Here is a 16,425-nt window from a genome sequence, read left to right as displayed (position 1 = left end):
GACGGCGCCGCGGCCGACCGGCGTCATGCCCCGGCGCTCCCCGCGGAGCGTTCAGTCCTCCTCCCGCTCCTTCTCCGCCAGCTGGATCACGCACACCGCCACCGCGATCAGCAGCGCCGGGTCCGCGTCCTCGCGGACCACGTCCACGCCGTAGGTGTCCCGGACGGTGAGCCAGCGGCGGGAGACGACGGCGAGGAGTTCCCCGTCGTACTCGACGGCGAACTCGCGGTCGAGGATCTTGCCGCTGACGTCGAGGGCGGTGCCGTCGGCGAGGGACACCCGGTAGTGGTTGCGCAGCAGCGACAGCCGTTTGCGGCGGATCCTCGCCAGCGGTTCGTCGTCCCGCTCGATGATCATCGTGTCGCGCAGGGCGAACAGTTTCTGCCGGATGTCGACGAGCACCCGCCCGCGCGCGTCCTTCAGCTCGAAGGTGTCCCGCAGCCGCATCGCCTTGCCGTCCACGAGGAACACCTTGTCGCCCCGGTCGTCCTCGATCCAGTAGTCGTCGCCGAAGCCGAGGAGCCGTTCCCGTACGAGGTATCTCATGAGGTGACCGGTTCCCCACCGGACGGTCCGAAACGCCGCCGGTAGGCCGACGGGCTGAGACCCGTCTCGCGCCGGAGCCGGGCCCGCAGATTGGCGGCCGTGCCCAGGCCGCTGCGCGCCGCGACCACGTCCAGCCGTTCCTCGCCGCGCTCGATGAACCGGCGGGCGAGGTTCACGCGCTCGCCGGTCAGCCACGCGAGCGGTGTCGTCCCGAGCTGCGCGCGGAAACGCCGGTGGAGGGTGGCCTGGCTGACCCGCGCTCGGGCCGCGAGGTCGGCCACCGTCAGCGGTTCACCGAGCCGTTCCTGCGCCCAGGTCAGTACCGGGGCGAGGGATTCGTCCCTGATGTGCGGGACCGGGCGTTCCACGAACTGCTGCTGCCCGCCGTCGCGGTGTGCCGCGAACACCAGGCGCCGGGAGACGTGGTTGGCGATCTCGGCGCCGTGGTCGCGGCGCACCACGTGGAGGCTGAGGTCGAGCGCGGACGCGCTGCCCGACGCGGTGAGGATGTCGCCGTCGTCGACGAACAGCACGTCCTGGTCGAGGTGTACGCCGGGGAAGCGGGCGCGGAAGGAGTCCGCCCACATCCAGTGGCAGGCCGCCGGGCGGCCGTGCAGCAGGCCGGCCTCCGCGAGGGTGAACGCGCCGGAGCAGAAGCCGACGAGGCGGGCACCGCGCGCGTGGGCGCGGCGCACGGTGTCCAGGACGTGCGGGGCTCGCGGGGCGTCGGTGTCGGGCCGGTTCGGCACGATGAGCGTGTCCGCCTCATCGGCCGCCCGGAGGTCCGCGACGCCGGTGAGGGTGAAGAACCCGTCCCGCATCCGCGTCTCGGGCGCGGCGGCGCACAGCCGGAAGTCGTACAGGTCCCGGCCCAGCTCGGGGCGCGGCAGCCCGAAGACCTCGATGGCGCAGCTCATCTCGAACGGGTTGGAGTTCTCGTCGACCATCAGCACGACGCGGTGCGAGGATCCTTGCGGCATATGCGATTTCTAGCACTCGTGCGCCGGGCCCGCCACGGCGACGATGGCGCCATGGCATCCAGTGAACCCGTCTCCCTGCCCGACGCGCTCGCCTCCTTCACCGAGCAGTGGAGCCCCCGCATCGTCACCGCCGTCAACGACTACGACGTGCGCGTCGCGAAGGTCGAGGGCGAGCACCTCTGGCACGTCCACGACGACACCGACGAGTTCTTCCTGGTTCTGGCCGGTGAGCTGCGCATCGCTCTGCGCGAGGCCGGCGGCGAGCGCACCGTGGTCCTCCCCCGGGGCTCCGTCTTCACGGTCCCCCGCGGCACCGGGCACAAGCCGTACGCGCCCGTGCCCACCGAGATCCTGCTCCTCGAACCGACCGGGACCCTGACCGTCGGCGACCGTCATGACGACGTCCCGGAGCATGTGGACGCCACGACCGGTCACGCGCTGGCCCGACCGCCGGTGGAGGGGCGGCACCCTTGACAGAGCCCCGGCGCTGTGACCGGAAGGCGTCACCGGCTCGCGACGCCCGGTGCGGCATCCTGCCGCGCTGCCGCCCCCGGCACATGCAGTACGCGGGCGATGCTCCGCGTTGCGGCGCACCGCACCGGACGCCGCGAGCCGTCCGGCAGACCTTTCCGGTCACGGCACTGCTAGGAGCGTCTTGAAGATCTTGAAAACGCGCCCACCTTGCACCAGATTGCCCCGATCGACATCTATCAGCGAACCGCGGCGACTCGGGCACCCCAAGCAGGATTTTCAGCAGTCTCCTAGCCGTCGAGGAACGCCACCAGCGCGTTCGCCAGCAGGTGCGGGTCGTCCACGCCGCACAGTTCGCGGGCGCTGTGCATGGACAGGATCGCCACGCCGATGTCGACGGTCCGGATGCCGTGGCGGGCCGCGGTGATGGGACCGATGGTGGTGCCGCAGGGCATGGAGTTGTTGGAGACGAAGGACTGGAAGGGGACGTCCGCCTTCTCGCAGGCCGCGGCCCAGATCGCGCGGCCCGAACCGTCCGTGGCGTAGCGGTTGTTGACGTTGACCTTGAGGATGGGGCCGCCGTTGACCCGGGGGTGGTGCGTCGGGTCGTGCCGCTCGGCGTAGTTGGGGTGCACGGCGTGGCCGGTGTCGGAGGACAGGCAGACGGTGCCGGCGAAGGCTCTGGCCCGGTCCTCGAAGGTGCCGCCGCGCGCGAAGACCGAGCGCTCCAGGACGCTGCCGAGCAGCGGGCCGTCGGCACCGGTGTCGCTCTGGGAGCCGTTCTCCTCGTGGTCGAAGGCGGCCAGGACGGGGATGCAGGACAGGTCGCGGCCGGTGACCGCGGTCAGGGCGGCCACCCCGGCGTGCACGGACAGCAGGTTGTCCATGCGCGGGCCCGCGACGAGTTCGCGGTCGCGGCCGAGGTGGGCGGGGGGCTCCACGGAGTGGACCATGAGGTCCCAGCCGGTGATCTCGCCCTCGGCGAGGCCGGTCTCCTCTTCCAGGAAGGTGATGAGGTCGCCGTCGCGCACGGTGTCGGCGAGGCCCCACACGGGCTGCAGGTGGCGCTGCTTGTCGAGCTTGAGGCCGTCGGCGTTGACCGCGCGGTCCAGGTGGATGGCGAGCTGCGGGACGCGCAGCAGCGGGCGGTCCACGTTCACCAGGCGGGTGGAGCCGTCCCGCAGGGTGAGCCGGCCGGCGAGGCCGAGGTCGCGGTCGAGCCAGGAGTTCAGCAGGGGGCCGCCGTAGATCTCGACGGCCACCTGGCGCCAGCCGTGCGCCCCGGTGTCCGGCAGTGGCTTGACGCGCAGGTTGGGGGAGTCGGTGTGTGCGCCGACGATCCGGAACGGCGTGTGTGCCGCGGCGCCCTCGGGGACGTACCAGGCCACGACGGCGCCGCCGCGCAGCACGTACTTGCCGCCGCTGGTCCCGTCCCAGGCGTCCGTCTCGGCGACCTGCCGGAAGCCGGCCTTCTCCAGACGCGCGGCGGTGTTCGCCACGGCGTGGTACGGCGACGGGCTCGCCGCGAGGAAGGACATCAGGTCGTCGGTGTGGCCGCGGTCGAAGCGTGAGGGTTCGCTCATGGGTTCACCTTAACGACGGACGAGGGCCCGCTCCCGGTCGAAGGGAGCGGGCCCTCGTGAGGAGGGTGTGGAAGGAGGTTCAGCTGTCCAGAGCTGTCCTTTGCTGTCCCATGCGTCCGGGAACGCGGCCTCGTTCCGTGTGTCCGGTCCTAGAACGCGGCCTCGTCCAGCTCCATCAGGTCCAGCTCGACGTCCGCGGCGATCTTGCGCGCCAGGGTGACGCCGGGCAGGACGTTGGCCGCGAAGAACTTCGCCGCCGCGATCTTGCCGGTGTAGAAGGCCCTGTCCTTCGCCGCGGCGGTCTCCAGCTTCTCGGCGGCGATCGCGGCGCCCTTGAGGAGCAGGTAGCCGACGATCACGTCACCGGAGGCCAGGAGCAGGCGGGTGGTGTTGAGACCGACCTTGTAGATGTTCTTGACGTCCTGCTCGGTGGCCGCGAGGTCGGTCAGCATCAGGCCGACGATGGCCTCCAGCTCGACGGCGGCCTTGGCGAGGTGCTCGCGGGCGCCGGCCAGCTCCTCGCCGCCGGTGCCGAGGGCGAGGAACTTCTTGATGTCCTCGGCGAGGGAGTTGAGGGCGGCGCCCTGGTTGCGGACGATCTTCCGGAAGAAGAAGTCCTGGCCCTGGATGGCGGTGGTGCCCTCGTACAGGGTGTCGATCTTGGCGTCGCGGATGTACTGCTCGATCGGGTACTCCTGCAGGAAGCCGGAGCCGCCGAAGGTCTGGAGCGACTGGGCGAGCTGCTCGTAGCCCTTCTCGGAGCCGTAGCCCTTGACGATCGGCAGGAGCAGGTCGTTGAGGGCGTGCTCGGTCTTGGCGTCCTCGCCGTTCGCCTCCTTGACGGCGATGGCGTCCTGGACGGAGGCGGTGTAGAGGACGAGCGCGCGCATGCCCTCCGCGTACGCCTTCTGCGTCATCAGCGAGCGGCGCACGTCGGGGTGGTGGGTGATGGTGACCTTGGGGGCGCTCTTGTCCATGAAGTTCGCCAGGTCGGGACCCTGGACCCGCTCCTTGGCGTACTCCAGCGCGTTGAGGTAGCCGGTCGACAGGGTGGAGATCGCCTTCGTGCCGACCATCATGCGGGCGAACTCGATGATGCGGAACATCTGGCGGATGCCGTCGTGCCTGTCCCCGATCAGCCAGCCCTTGGCGGGGTGCTGGTCGCCGAACGTCATCTCGCAGGTGTTGGAGGCCTTCAGGCCCATCTTGTGCTCGACGTTGGTGGCGTAGACGCCGTTGCGCTCGCCCAGCTCGCCGGTCTCGAAGTCGAAGAGGTACTTCGGGACGAGGAAGAGGGACAGGCCCTTGGTGCCGGGGCCGGCACCCTCGGGGCGGGCGAGGACGTAGTGGAGGATGTTCTCCTCCATGTCGTGCTCACCGGAGGTGATGAAGCGCTTCACGCCCTCGATGTGCCAGGAACCGTCCTCCTGCCGGACCGCCCTGGTGCGGCCGGCGCCGACGTCGGAGCCCGCGTCGGGCTCGGTGAGGACCATGGTGGAGCCCCAGGTCTTCTCGACGGCGATCCGGGCGATCTTCTTCTGGACCTCGTTGCCCTCCTCGAAGAGGATGTTGGCGAAGGCCGGGCCGGAGGAGTACATCCACACGGCCGGGTTCGAGCCGAGGACGAGCTCCGCGTACGCCCAGATCAGGGACGGCGGGGCGGTGGTCCCGCCGATCTCCTCCGACAGGCCCAGGCGCCAGTACTCGGAGTCCATGAAGGCCTTGTAGCTCTTCTTGAAGGAGGCCGGGACCGGCGCGGTGTTGGTCTCCGGGTCGAAGACCGGCGGGTTGCGGTCGGCGTCGGCGAAGGACTCCGCGAGCTCGTTCTCGGCGAGGCGGGTCAGCTCCTCCAGGACGCTCTTGGCGGTCTCGGTGTCCATCTCCTCGAACGGGCCGGTGCCGTACAGCTTGTCGCGTCCCAGTACTTCGAAGAGGTTGAACTCGATGTCTCGGAGATTCGACTTGTAGTGCCCCATGGCGACGGCTCCGTTAGAGAGGGATCGGCGAGGCACTGGTTGTGGATCCTCGCACTAGTTCACGTACCAACAAGTAGCTCCGATGATGCTACCCGTCAGTAATAAGAAGCAACCCCGATCCGCACATCTGTGACTCGTTACTCTTTGGTGCATGTACGGATACGGCCAGACCATGGACGGGGGCACCGCGCAGCAGCAGTACGCCGCGCCCCAGCAGCCGATGTCCGGCGGATACGGGCAGCAGCAGCCGCTGTACCCGGAGCCGTCCCCGCCCTCCCTCGCGGACGCGGTGCGTGCCTTCACCACCGGCCAGATCTCCGCCGAGGACTTCCAGCAGGTCTTCGCCACGTCCAAGGTGTACTGCCCGCGCGGCGACACCCCGGGTTTCCTCGCCCTGCACAGCACCCAGCAGCCGGTGATCCCCATGTTCACCTCGCTGAAGGAGCTGCGCCGGTACGCGGGCAAGGAGTCCAAGTACTTCGTGATCACCGGCGCGGAGGTGATCGACCTGCTGCCGACCGGCTACGGCTTCGTCGTCGACATGGAGGGTGAGCACCGCATGGTCTTCGATGCGAAGGCGGTCGAGCAGATGGTCGACTTCGCGATGCGCCGGATGTACGGCTGACGCCGTCGTCCCGATGTGCCGGATGGCCGGCCGGGTCGTCTTGGCGATGCGCCGCCCGTGCGGCAGGCGCCGTCGCCCCGATGTGCCGGACGTGCTGCTGAGGCCTTTGTCCCACGGCTTTGCCGTGGCGCGAGCCCGGAGGGAATGCCCTCCGGGCTTTCTTCGTTCATGGGTGGCAAGAAGTTCAACGCTCAACTAAAGTTGGCGTTAGACCGAGGAGGTACCCACATGCCTGCAGTGACCGTCGAGAACCCGTTGACGCTGCCCCGCGTGACCGCTCCCGCCGGCGCCACGGCCCGCCCCGTGCTCGCGGTCACGACCGCGCCGAGCGGGTTCGAGGGTGAGGGCTTCCCGGTACGCCGGGCGTTCGCGGGAATCAACTACCGCCACCTCGACCCGTTCATCATGATGGACCAGATGGGTGAGGTGGATTACCAGCCCGGGGAGCCGAAGGGCACCCCCTGGCACCCGCACCGCGGCTTCGAGACCGTCACCTACATCATCGACGGGATCTTCGACCACCAGGACAGCAACGGCGGGGGCGGCACCATCACCAACGGCGACACCCAGTGGATGACGGCCGGCTCCGGCCTGCTGCACATCGAGGCCCCGCCGGAGCACCTCGTCATGTCCGGAGGGCTCTTCCACGGCCTCCAGCTGTGGGTGAACCTCCCTGCCGAGGACAAGATGATGCCCCCGCGCTACCAGGACATCCGCGGCGGCAGCGTCCAGCTGCTGACCTCCCCGGACGGCGGCGCGCTGCTGCGCGTCATCGCCGGTGAGCTGGACGGCCACGCCGGTCCCGGCATCACCCACACGCCGATCACCATGGTCCACGCGACGCTGGCGCCGGGCGCGGAGATCACCCTGCCGTGGCGCGAGGACTTCAACGGCCTCGCCTACGTGCTGGCCGGGCGCGGATCGGTGGGCGCCGAGCGGCGCCCGGTCCACCTGGGCCAGACCGCGGTCTTCGGCGACGGCGGCACGCTGACCGTCCGCGCCGACGACAAGCAGGACTCCCACACGCCGGACCTGGAGGTCGTCCTCCTCGGCGGACAGCCCATCCGTGAGCCGATGGCCCACTACGGGCCGTTCGTGATGAACACCAGGGACGAGCTGATGCAGGCCTTCGAGGACTTCCAGAAGGGCCGCCTGGGAACGGTCCCGGCCGTGCACGGGATGGAGGAGGGCGGGCTGTAGGACCCGCCGGAACGGCACCGGGGCGCGCCCGGGGCGGCGGCTCACTCCCCCGGGTGTCCCCGGCGGGACAGGGTGCGGGGGGTGTGGTCGGGTGGTGAGGGTGCAGGAGCCCTCCCTCTCGCCGCTGCCCGCCGCCGTCCGGCGGCTCGCCGCCTGGTGCGCCGTCATCCTGCTCGTCGCGGGAGTCGGCTGGGTCGGGATCCTGCTGTGCGCGGAGTTCCGCACGGCCGTCACGCCCGTGCTGCTCGCCCTGCTCGGCACGGCGCTGCTCGGGCCGCTCCACCGGCGCATGGTGCGGGCCCGGGTCAACCGGTCCGTCGCCGCCGCCGTGACGTGCGTGGCCGTCGTCGCCGTGGTCGGTGGCGCCGTGTACATCGTCGTCGCCGCGCTGGTCGACAGCGGCGACCAGATCGTCTCCTCGCTGAAGGACGCGGCACGGAGCGTCGCCGACCACTTCGGCGCGGCCGGCACCTCGCTCGACGACCTCGCCACGAACGCCCGCGACCTGCTGAGCCGGTTCGGCGGGACGGCCGCCTCGGGCTTCCTCAGCGGGGTGAGCGTCGTCGCCCAGAGCATCGCCATGGCGGTCCTGGCACTGCTGCTCGTCTTCTTCTTCCTGCGCGACGGCGACAAGGCCGTCGACACGCTGCGCTCCCTCGCGCCCGGCGGCAGCGCCGACCTCCTGGAGGCCGTCGCCCGGCGGGCCTACCGCGCCGTCGAGGGGTTCATGCGGGGTACCACCCTGATCGCGCTCATCGACGCCACCTTCATCACGATCGGGCTGCTCGCGCTGGACGTGCCCGGGGCGGTGGGACTCGGGGCGCTGGTCTTCGTCGGGGCCTACATCCCCTACCTCGGCGCGTTCATCTCCGGGACCCTGGCCGTCCTCGTCGCGCTCGCCGAGCGCGGGTTCGTCATCGGGCTCTGGGCGCTCGGCGTCGTCCTCGCCGTGCAGGTGCTGGAGGGGCATGTGCTCCAGCCGGCGATCCAGAGCCGGACGGTGCAGATGCACCCGGCGGTGGTGATGCTGGCGATCACCGCGGGCGCGTCCGTCGCGGGGATCCTGGGCATGCTGCTGGCCGTGCCGGTGACGGCCGCCGCCTTCGGGGTCGTGGAGGAACTGCGGGCCCGCGCCACCGCGCCGTAGTCCCCGGCGCCGCGCCGCGTCCCCGCACCCTCGGTGCAGAGCGGTCCCCGCCCGCGTGCCGCGGCCCGCCGCCGCGGTGCGGTCCGCGTCCCCTGCCGTGCCCTGGGGCCGGTCCGCCCACGCGTGCCGGGTCAGGCCTCCTCCGCCAGGTCGATCCAGATGCTCTTGCCCTGGCCCCGCGGGGCCACCCCCCACGCGTCCGCGAGCAGATCGATCAGCAGCAGACCGCGTCCCGAGGACGCCAGCTCGCCCGGCCGGCGCACGTGCGGCAGGTCGTCCCCGGCGTCGGTGACCTCGACCCGGAGCCGGCGGGCACCCGTCTCGCCGGTGACCTCGGCCACGAGCAGCGCGTCGGCGTCCGTGTGCACCAGGACGTTGGTCAGCAGCTCGGAGACCAGCAGCACCGCCGAGTCCACCTGGTCGGGCGAGGTCCAGTCGTGCAGCAGCTGGCGCAGATGCTGCCGGCCGGTGGCGACGCGCTCGGGATCGGCCTGCGCGACCGTCAGCATCATGCGGCGCACCGGCGGCCGTACGGTCGTTCCGCTCGGGCCCCGGCCGTCGCCCTGCCGGCACAGCAGGAGCAGGGCGATGTCGTCCTCGCGGCGGTCGGCGAGCGGGCCGGTGGTGTGGTGCGAGGAGGGCCCGTGCACGGCCTGGACGAGGGCGTCGGCGAGTTCCTCCAGATCCCCGGCGTCCCCGGCGTCCCCGTCGTGCTTCTCCAGGACCGTCCGCAGGCGCTGCCAGCCGGAGTCCAGGTCGTGGCCGCCGGTCTCGACGAGGCCGTCGGTGCACATCAGCAGCGTCTCGCCGGGATCCAGGGTGAGCAGGGTGGTGGGGTAGTCGCTGTCCGGGTCGATGCCGAGCGGCAGCCCGCCGGCGGTGGTCCGCAGCATCACCGTGCCGTCCGGCATCCGGATCGCCGGGTTCAGGTGCCCGGCGCGCGCGGTCTCGACGATGCCGGTGACGGGGTCGACCTCGATGTACAGGCAGGTGGCGAAGCGCAGGCCGGCCAGGTCGTCGTCGGTCTGCGTGAGGCCGTAGAAGAAGCGGGAGGCGCGCGAGAGCACCGCGTCGGGCCGGTGGCCCTCGGCGGCGTAGGCGCGCAGGGCTATGCGCAGCTGGCCCATCAGGCCGGCCGCGCGCACGTCGTGCCCCTGGACGTCGCCGATGACGAGGGCGAACCGGCCACTGGGCAGGGGGATCATGTCGTACCAGTCGCCGCCGACCTGGAGCCCGCCTCCGGTGGGGACGTAGCGGGCGGCGATGCTCATGCCGGGGATGCCCTCGCCCAGGGAGGGCAGCATCGAGCGCTGGAGTCCCTCGGTCAGCTCCCGCTCGGTCTCGGCGGCCCCGGCTCTCGACAGGGCCTGCGCCAGCATGCGCGCGACGGTGGTGAGGACGGACCGCTCGTCCGGGGTGAAGGCGACCGGATTGGTGAAGGCGGCCATCCAGGCGCCCATGGTGCCGCCCGCCACGGTCAGCGGCAGGAACGCCCAGGACTGCCGGTGGAACCGCTGGGCCAGCGGCCAGGTCAGCGGATAGCGCTCCCGGTACTGCGCCGGGGACGACAGGTACACCGCCCGCCCGGTGCGCACCACCTCGGCGGCCGGGTAGTCGGTCTCCAGCGCCATCTGGGCGAAGGGCCCCTCGTCGCCGGGCTGCTGCCCGTGGTGGCCGATGATCGTCAGCCGGTCGCCCTCCACGCCGAAGACGGCGAGCCCGTCCGGTGAGAAGCCGGGCATCGACAGCCCGGCCGCGACCCGCAGCACCTCGGCCGTGGAGCGTGCCTCCGCCAGCGCGCGGCCGGCGTCCAGCAGGAAGGCCTCCCGGGAGCGCCGCCAGTCACCGGTGACGGCGCTGCGTCCCGCCGGGGTGCCCGGGGCGGGTTCGGCCACCTCCTGGAGGGTGCCCGTCAGCTCGAAGGCCCGCCTGACCGGATCGAAGGACGGTCTCGAGCGGCTGCGGACGACCCGGACGACGTGCCCGCGCTCGTCCATGATCCGGATCCGGACCTCGGCCAGAGTGCCCTCGGCTACGGCGAGCTGGACGACACCGGTGATCTCGTTCCAGTCGACCGGGTGGAGCCTGGAGCGCACCTGCGCCTCGGTGAGCGTGGCCTGCTCGGCCGGCAGCCCGAGCAGGCGTGCCGCCTCGGCGTCGACGGCGACCTGCCCGGTGGCGGTGTCCCAGTTCCACAGACCGGTCGCGAGGGCGGAGAGGACCTCCCCCACGGAGGGCAGGGGTTCACCGGTGCGCATTGCCCCACTTTATGAAGAGACGATCGGACGATGCCACCGCTGATCTGGGCATGCCATGCCGGGAAAAGGGTGGGGAGGCGACGACGACGTGCCCGGTACCCTTGAAAAGTCCGGGCACCGGGCCCCGGAGATTCCCGATCCGCGAAGACTGGATGAAACGACGATGCATCGGTACAGGTCCCACACCTGCGGACAGCTCCGCGCCTCTGACGTCGGCACCGACGTCCGGCTGAGTGGCTGGCTGCACAATCGGCGCGACCTGGGCGGCATCCTCTTCATCGATCTGCGCGACCACTACGGCATCACCCAGCTGGTCGCCCGCCCCGGTACGGAGGCGTACGAGGCCCTGGACAAGCTGTCCAAGGAGACCGTGGTCCGCGTCGACGGCCAGGTCGTCTCTCGCGGCACCGAGAACGTGAACCCGGACCTGCCCACCGGCGAGGTCGAGGTCGAGGTCGGCGTCGTGGAGGTGCTGGGTGCGGCGGCTCCGCTGCCCTTCACCATCAACGCCGAGGACGGGGTCAACGAGGAGCGGCGCCTGGAGTACCGCTTCCTGGACCTGCGCCGCGAGCGCATGCACCGCAACATCATGCTCCGGTCGGCGATCATCTCGGCGATCCGCCACAAGATGACGGCGCTGGGCTTCAACGAGATGGCGACGCCGATCCTGTCGGCGACCTCCCCCGAGGGCGCGCGCGACTTCGTCGTCCCCTCCCGCCTGAACCCGGGCAAGTTCTACGCCCTGCCGCAGGCCCCGCAGCAGTTCAAGCAGCTGCTGATGATCTCCGGCTTCGACCGCTACTTCCAGATCGCGCCCTGCTTCCGCGACGAGGACGCCCGCGCCGACCGCTCGCCGGGCGAGTTCTACCAGCTCGACGTCGAGATGAGCTTCGTCGAGCAGGAGGACGTCTTCCGGCCCATCGAGCAGCTCATGACCGAGCTGTTCGAGGAGTTCGGCAACGGCCGCCACGTGACGTCGCCCTTCCCGCGGATCCCGTTCCGCGAGGCGATGCTGAAGTACGGATCCGACAAGCCCGATCTGCGGGCCCAGCTGGAGCTCGTCGACATCACCGACGTCTTCGAGGGCTCGGAGTTCAAGGCCTTCGCCGGCAAGCACGTGCGGGCGCTGCCGGTCCCGGCGGTCCAGGACCAGCCGCGCAAGTTCTTCGACCAGCTCGGCGAGTACGCCATCTCGCTGGGCGCGAAGGGCCTGGCCTGGGTGCGGGTGGCCCAGGAGGGCGGCCTGACCGGCCCGATCGCGAAGTTCCTCACCGAGGAGAACGTCAAGGTCCTCACCGAGCGCCTCGGCCTGGAGCCCGGTCACGCCGTGTTCTTCGGCGCGGGCGACTTCGACGAGGTCTCGAAGATCATGGGCGCGGTGCGGGTCGAGGCCGCCAAGCGCGCCGGGCACTTCGAGGACGACGTCTTCCGCTTCTGCTGGATCGTCGACTTCCCGATGTACGAGAAGGACGAGGACACCGGCGCGGTCGACTTCTCGCACAACCCGTTCTCGATGCCCCAGGGCGGTCTGGAGGCCCTGGAGACCCAGGACCCGCTGGACATCCTGGGCTGGCAGTACGACATCGTCTGCAACGGCGTCGAGCTGTCCTCCGGCGCCATCCGGAACCACGAGCCGGAGATCATGCTCAAGGCGTTCGAGATCGCGGGCTACGACCGCGAGACGGTCGAGGAGAAGTTCGCCGGCATGCTCCGCGCCTTCCGCTTCGGCGCCCCGCCGCACGGCGGCATCGCCCCCGGCGTCGACCGCATCGTCATGCTGCTGGCCGACGAGCCCAACATCCGAGAGACCATCTCCTTCCCGCTCAACGGCAACGCCCAGGACCTGATGATGGGCGCGCCGACGGAGCTGGAGGAGGCCCGGCTGAAGGAGCTGCACCTGTCGGTGCGCAAGCCGCAGCCGAAGTAGACACCGGCCGGCGCCGAGGCGCCCGGACCCGGGGCGGACGAGCCCCCGGGGCCGGGCGCCTCGCCGTGTGCGGGCCCGCGCGGGCCGGGGTCGCCGGGTCGGCCTGACGGGTGGGGCGGACCCGGACAGGGGCTCGCCCGGCCCCCGGGTCATACCTGACGTACCGTCAACTTCCCTGCCATTCCGGGCTCCACCCTCACCACGTGCCCGACGATTCACTTCCGACCCGGTGGTACGCCGGGGCTCCGGAATCCCTAGGATGTGCGGCGACCAACACGAGCCGCGTTCTGGGGGCGCGGCATGTCGGCGGTCCGCCATGCCGTGCGGCCGTCGGGAGGAGACGTAGCTATGTTCCGAGTTCGCGGGCGGTCCATACCGTCCGTTGCTGGTGTCATGCTCGCGACGGGCATGCTCTGTGCCGGAAGTGTCGCCTTCGCCGGAGCGGCGTCGGCCGACGAGGGGACCGATACCGACGTCGCCGTTCTGGGCGACATCATCCACGGCGGCCGCATCGACATCCTCGACGGGTCGGGTCACGCCCAGGAACACCTCACCGGCGGCACCATGCGCCTGACCATGAAGGGCGCCGAGCTCGAGACCTACTGCATCGACATCCACAACCCCACGTACGACGGCACCAAGTACACCGAGACCGACTGGGACCACTCCGTCCTGTCGGCCAAGAAGGAACGGCTGGGCAAGATCCGCTGGATCCTCCAGCACGCCTACCCCGTGGTCCAGCCGCACGCACTCGGCTCCAAGGTCGGTGCCAAGCTGAACGCGGACACCGCCGCCGCCGCGACCCAGGCGGCCATCTGGCACTTCTCCGACGGCGTGAACGCGCACCCGCGCAACAAGGGCGCCGACAAGGTCACGAAGTGGCTGGAGGAGCAGGCCGAGCAGCACGGCTCCGCCGACGAGCCGCTGCCCTCGCTGCAGCTCACCCCGGACAGCGTCTCGGGCAACAGCGGCGACAGCGTCGGACCGGTCACCGTCAGCACCAGTGCCGACAAGGTCTCGGTGAGCCTCGACCAGAAGTCCGAGGCCGCCGGGGTGACCGTGGTCGACGCGGACGGCCAGGCCGCCACCACCGCCACCAACGGCGACAAGCTGTTCTTCAAGGTGCCGGCGGACGCGCCCAAGGGCGAGGGCACCCTCACCGCCTCCACCACCACCCGGATCGAGGTCGGCCGGGTCTTCGCCCCCGTCGACAAGAAGAGCCAGACGCTGATCCTGGCCGGCAGCACCGACGTGCCGGTGACCGCGACCGCGTCCGGCGCCTGGGCGCCGAAGGAGCACAAGGGCCCGATCCCGGCCGTGACCTTCGAGAAGGACTGCGCCGCGGGCGGCATCCAGGTGACCGCCGCGAACAGCGGTGACCAGGAGTTCACCTTCACCCTGAACGGCGAGACCCACACGGTCCAGCCGGGCAAGTCCGAGACCGTCCTGGTGAAGGTCGACGAGGACCAGCCGTACGACATCAAGATCGACAGTGCGGCCGGCTACGGCCCGTGGGAGACCCACGGCGTCCTGGACTGCACCACCGCCGGCCCCTCGCCCAGCCCCTCGGCGAGCACCCCGGCGCCCAGCACCTCCACGCCCGGTGCCAACACGCCCGGTACCACCACCACCGGTGGCGGCCTGGCCCAGACCGGCGGCAGCAGCGCCACCCCGGTGATCGCGGGCGTGGCCGGTGCCCTGGTGCTGGCCGGTGGCGGACTGGTCTTCTTCCTGCGCAAGCGCCGCTCCACGCCGTCCGCCTGACGGTGGCAGCCGGGTCGTGACGACCCGGCGCCGAACAGGTGAGCACGGTTCGCCGCCGGACGCCCCCGACGTCCGCCGGCGGACCGTGCTCTTCTGTCGGGCCCGGCCCGGACCACCCCGGGCCGGGCCCGAGGCGCACAGGACACGCGGGTTCCCGGGCGCGGGCGCTCCTGGGCGCAAGCGCCTGACGAACTCCTACCGCGGTCGCCCGGAGGACTCTGCCGCGGACGGTGCCCGGGGCGCCCCCGTCCGTCGCGTCAACCCGTTCGGCAGTCGCGGCATTGGCCGGGGGCGGGGGCCCGGAAGGCGCGGTCGCAGGTGTCGCAGGTCTGCCAGGGGTGTCTGGGCTCCGGGGCCGGTGGGACGGGGGGCCGGAACGGCGGTGGTGGCGGCAGCTGAGCGGTCAGGCGGTGGGCCAGCAGCGCGGCCGGCCGGGCCAGCGGTTCCGCCGGCAGGCGGTCCGTCAGGGCGCGGCGCACGGCGGATGGGGGCAGGTCGCGTTCCAGCCAGGCGGCGACGCCCGGAGCGAGGTGTTCGGTGTCCGTCGCGGACAGCAGCAGCCGGGGGTCGAGGCGGCGGAGTCCGGCCAGGACGTCGACAGCCGCCCGGAGGATGCCGGGCGAGGGTGCCGCGGGCTGCGGCACGGCGGGCAGGTGCCTGCGCGGCGGCGGCTTCTCCGGTGCCGGACGGCGGGCGGGCCTGCGGGGACTCCCGGCCGGGGCACCCCGGTGCCCGGGCTTGTTGCAGAACACCGTGCGGGTGACGACCTGCCCGCCGGGCCTGCGCTCGCGGGTGCGGCGCAGATAGCCGTGGGCTTCGAGCTCCCGCAGCGCGGCGGCGATCCGGGTGGGTCCCTCGGGGAAGCGGTCGGCAAGGGACTTGATGCCGACCGGACTGCCCTTGGGCGGCGACTGGATGTGGCAGCCCAGCCCGATGGCGAGCAGGGACAGCTCCTCGTGCTGGGCGAGATGGTTGCCGATCACCGTGAAGTTCTCGGTGTGGCGGGCGCTGTCGTGGACCACGCCCGAATCCGGCCGCGCCTGCGGGTGGTTTTTCCCCGGGAGCCGGGACTGCGGACGCGAGCGCGCGTTAGGGTTCTCGGTATCCATCGGGAAGGTCCTGCTTCCTTGGTGGTCAGGCCCTCGCACTGGGATGGCAGTCCCGGCGGGGGCCGTCGCATGTCTGCGGTGGTGTCGCGCTGAGCGTAGGGCACGCAACCGGTCCCGGATCCAGTCCAGTTGGGCATATTCACTCGCGGGAGTGAGTGCGCCCGGCGGGAGGGAGGGGTGGGGCTTGGCGGGAGTTCTTTCCCCCTGGTGGTCCTTGGAGAAGACCGCCCGCGGCACCGGGGCGCGGGCCGTCGGGTTCCGGTGACTCCGCAGGCGGGACGTCGAGTTCGGCCCAGACCGTCTTGCGCGGAGGCAGCCCCGCAGCCACGCCCCAGCGGTCGGCGAACGCGTCCACGAGCGCCAGCCCGTGACCGCCCGCGCCGTCGCGCACCGCGTCCCGGTGCGGCGGGAGCCGGTCACCGCGCGTGTCGGTGACCTCGATGCGCAGGACCGCGCCGACGACGTACAGCAGAAGGCGGAAGTTCCGGCCGGGGACGTGGCCGTGCGTGGACGCGTTGTTCGCCAGTTCGGCGACGACGTGCCGCGCGGGATCCAACGGCAGCTCCCAAGTGCGCAGTTGCTCGACGGCGAGGAGCCGCGCAAGCCGGGCGCCGCGTGGGGTCGGGGACAGCAGGACGCTGAAGTTGCGGACGGGACGGGCGGGTTGAGCGAGCCGCTCTGCGGCGGCGGTCATTTCCTGATTCACGTCACTCAGCGTGGCCGGAGCCGCCTACCGTGAGGAGTGACGGCGCCGATGCGTACGGTGACTGTCCGGCGCTTGTCCGGTGGTGTCCGGGCTTGTCGGGGCGGTGCGCGCGGGTAGGGGCGTCGCGGTACGA

Annotated in this window: 13 protein-coding genes; 6 read left to right on the top strand and 7 right to left on the bottom strand. The window is 71.5% G+C overall.

Features of this window, described 5'->3' with window-relative positions; genetic code table 11:
* Positions 1 to 51 precede the first annotated feature (51 nt).
* Both I3F54_RS07650 and I3F54_RS07645 read right to left on the bottom strand, forming a co-directional pair.
* Positions 52 to 546 carry an LURP-one-related/scramblase family protein gene (locus I3F54_RS07650; RefSeq protein WP_240117856.1) on the bottom strand — a complete coding sequence of 165 codons (495 nt, stop codon included), beginning with the start codon at positions 544 to 546 and terminating at the stop codon, positions 52 to 54.
* Complete coding sequence (locus I3F54_RS07645) at positions 543 to 1,526, bottom strand: helix-turn-helix domain-containing protein (RefSeq protein WP_240117855.1); 984 nt, start codon at positions 1,524 to 1,526, stop codon at positions 543 to 545. Before I3F54_RS07645 ends, I3F54_RS07650 begins: the two co-directional genes overlap by 4 nt.
* A gap of 51 nt (positions 1,527 to 1,577) precedes the next feature.
* Here I3F54_RS07645 and I3F54_RS07640 point away from each other — a divergent pair, with 51 nt between their 5' ends.
* Positions 1,578 to 2,000 carry a cupin domain-containing protein gene (locus tag I3F54_RS07640; protein ID WP_240117854.1) on the top strand — a complete coding sequence of 141 codons (423 nt, stop codon included), beginning with the start codon at positions 1,578 to 1,580 and terminating at the stop codon, positions 1,998 to 2,000.
* 287 nt (positions 2,001 to 2,287) lie between these two features.
* Here the strand turns inward: I3F54_RS07640 and I3F54_RS07635 are convergent, their stop codons facing one another.
* Positions 2,288 to 3,580, bottom strand: coding sequence for a M18 family aminopeptidase (locus I3F54_RS07635; protein WP_240117853.1), 1,293 nt, complete (start codon positions 3,578 to 3,580; stop codon positions 2,288 to 2,290).
* Between the two features lie 149 nt (positions 3,581 to 3,729).
* Entirely contained in the window at positions 3,730 to 5,556 is a 1,827-nt protein-coding gene (locus I3F54_RS07630) for an acyl-CoA dehydrogenase (RefSeq protein ID WP_240117852.1), read from the bottom strand.
* A 151-nt stretch (positions 5,557 to 5,707) separates the two neighbouring features.
* Between I3F54_RS07630 and I3F54_RS07625 the strand changes: the two genes are divergently transcribed.
* The 3 genes from I3F54_RS07625 to I3F54_RS07615 all read left to right on the top strand — a co-directional run bounded on the left by I3F54_RS07625 (position 5,708) and on the right by I3F54_RS07615 (position 8,528).
* The gene (locus tag I3F54_RS07625) at positions 5,708 to 6,181 is read left to right on the top strand and encodes an SseB family protein (protein WP_240117851.1); all 474 of its coding nucleotides are present in this window, start codon (positions 5,708 to 5,710) and stop codon (positions 6,179 to 6,181) included.
* Positions 6,182 to 6,409: 228 nt separating this feature from the next.
* On the top strand, positions 6,410 to 7,381 hold the full coding sequence (locus I3F54_RS07620; protein ID WP_240117850.1) for a pirin family protein: 972 nt from the start codon (positions 6,410 to 6,412) through the stop codon (positions 7,379 to 7,381).
* Between the two features lie 100 nt (positions 7,382 to 7,481).
* Positions 7,482 to 8,528 carry an AI-2E family transporter gene (locus I3F54_RS07615; protein WP_240117849.1) on the top strand — a complete coding sequence of 349 codons (1,047 nt, stop codon included), beginning with the start codon at positions 7,482 to 7,484 and terminating at the stop codon, positions 8,526 to 8,528.
* A 131-nt stretch (positions 8,529 to 8,659) separates the two neighbouring features.
* On the opposite strand, the gene I3F54_RS07610 is transcribed toward I3F54_RS07615, so the two are convergent.
* Complete coding sequence (locus tag I3F54_RS07610) at positions 8,660 to 10,786, bottom strand: SpoIIE family protein phosphatase (protein ID WP_240117848.1); 2,127 nt, start codon at positions 10,784 to 10,786, stop codon at positions 8,660 to 8,662.
* Between the two features lie 163 nt (positions 10,787 to 10,949).
* Between I3F54_RS07610 and aspS the strand changes: the two genes are divergently transcribed.
* Complete coding sequence (gene aspS, locus I3F54_RS07605) at positions 10,950 to 12,713, top strand: aspartate--tRNA ligase (protein ID WP_240117847.1); 1,764 nt, start codon at positions 10,950 to 10,952, stop codon at positions 12,711 to 12,713.
* A gap of 393 nt (positions 12,714 to 13,106) precedes the next feature.
* Positions 13,107 to 14,477 carry a thioester domain-containing protein gene (locus tag I3F54_RS07600; protein WP_240117846.1) on the top strand — a complete coding sequence of 457 codons (1,371 nt, stop codon included), beginning with the start codon at positions 13,107 to 13,109 and terminating at the stop codon, positions 14,475 to 14,477.
* Between the two features lie 257 nt (positions 14,478 to 14,734).
* Here the strand turns inward: I3F54_RS07600 and I3F54_RS07595 are convergent, their stop codons facing one another.
* Both I3F54_RS07595 and I3F54_RS07590 read right to left on the bottom strand, forming a co-directional pair.
* Positions 14,735 to 15,586 (bottom strand): helix-turn-helix domain-containing protein, encoded by an 852-nt coding sequence (locus tag I3F54_RS07595; RefSeq protein WP_240117845.1) that lies wholly within the window; start codon positions 15,584 to 15,586, stop codon positions 14,735 to 14,737.
* 139 nt (positions 15,587 to 15,725) lie between these two features.
* Entirely contained in the window at positions 15,726 to 16,292 is a 567-nt protein-coding gene (locus I3F54_RS07590; RefSeq protein ID WP_240117844.1) for an ATP-binding protein, read from the bottom strand.
* Between the last annotated feature and the right edge of the window lie 133 nt (positions 16,293 to 16,425).

Origin of the sequence: Streptomyces sp. MUM 2J, from assembly GCF_022414535.1 — a bacterium.
GTDB lineage: Bacteria > Actinomycetota > Actinomycetes > Streptomycetales > Streptomycetaceae > Streptomyces.
Note: the sequence above shows the minus strand (reverse complement) of the source record. Positions and strands in the feature narration are given on the sequence as shown.

Coding starts and splice junctions, on each gene's coding strand:
- I3F54_RS07630 (WP_240117852.1), bottom strand. CDS start 5,556: ATGGGGCACTACAAGTCGAATCTCCGAGACATCGAGTTCAACCTCTTC.
- I3F54_RS07625 (WP_240117851.1), top strand. CDS start 5,708: ATGTACGGATACGGCCAGACCATGGACGGGGGCACCGCGCAGCAGCAG.
- I3F54_RS07610 (WP_240117848.1), bottom strand. CDS start 10,786: ATGCGCACCGGTGAACCCCTGCCCTCCGTGGGGGAGGTCCTCTCCGCC.
- I3F54_RS07600 (WP_240117846.1), top strand. CDS start 13,107: ATGCTCGCGACGGGCATGCTCTGTGCCGGAAGTGTCGCCTTCGCCGGA.
- I3F54_RS07650 (WP_240117856.1), bottom strand. CDS start 546: ATGAGATACCTCGTACGGGAACGGCTCCTCGGCTTCGGCGACGACTAC.
- I3F54_RS07620 (WP_240117850.1), top strand. CDS start 6,410: ATGCCTGCAGTGACCGTCGAGAACCCGTTGACGCTGCCCCGCGTGACC.
- I3F54_RS07595 (WP_240117845.1), bottom strand. CDS start 15,586: ATGGATACCGAGAACCCTAACGCGCGCTCGCGTCCGCAGTCCCGGCTC.
- I3F54_RS07635 (WP_240117853.1), bottom strand. CDS start 3,580: ATGAGCGAACCCTCACGCTTCGACCGCGGCCACACCGACGACCTGATG.
- aspS (WP_240117847.1), top strand. CDS start 10,950: ATGCATCGGTACAGGTCCCACACCTGCGGACAGCTCCGCGCCTCTGAC.
- I3F54_RS07645 (WP_240117855.1), bottom strand. CDS start 1,526: ATGCCGCAAGGATCCTCGCACCGCGTCGTGCTGATGGTCGACGAGAAC.
- I3F54_RS07640 (WP_240117854.1), top strand. CDS start 1,578: ATGGCATCCAGTGAACCCGTCTCCCTGCCCGACGCGCTCGCCTCCTTC.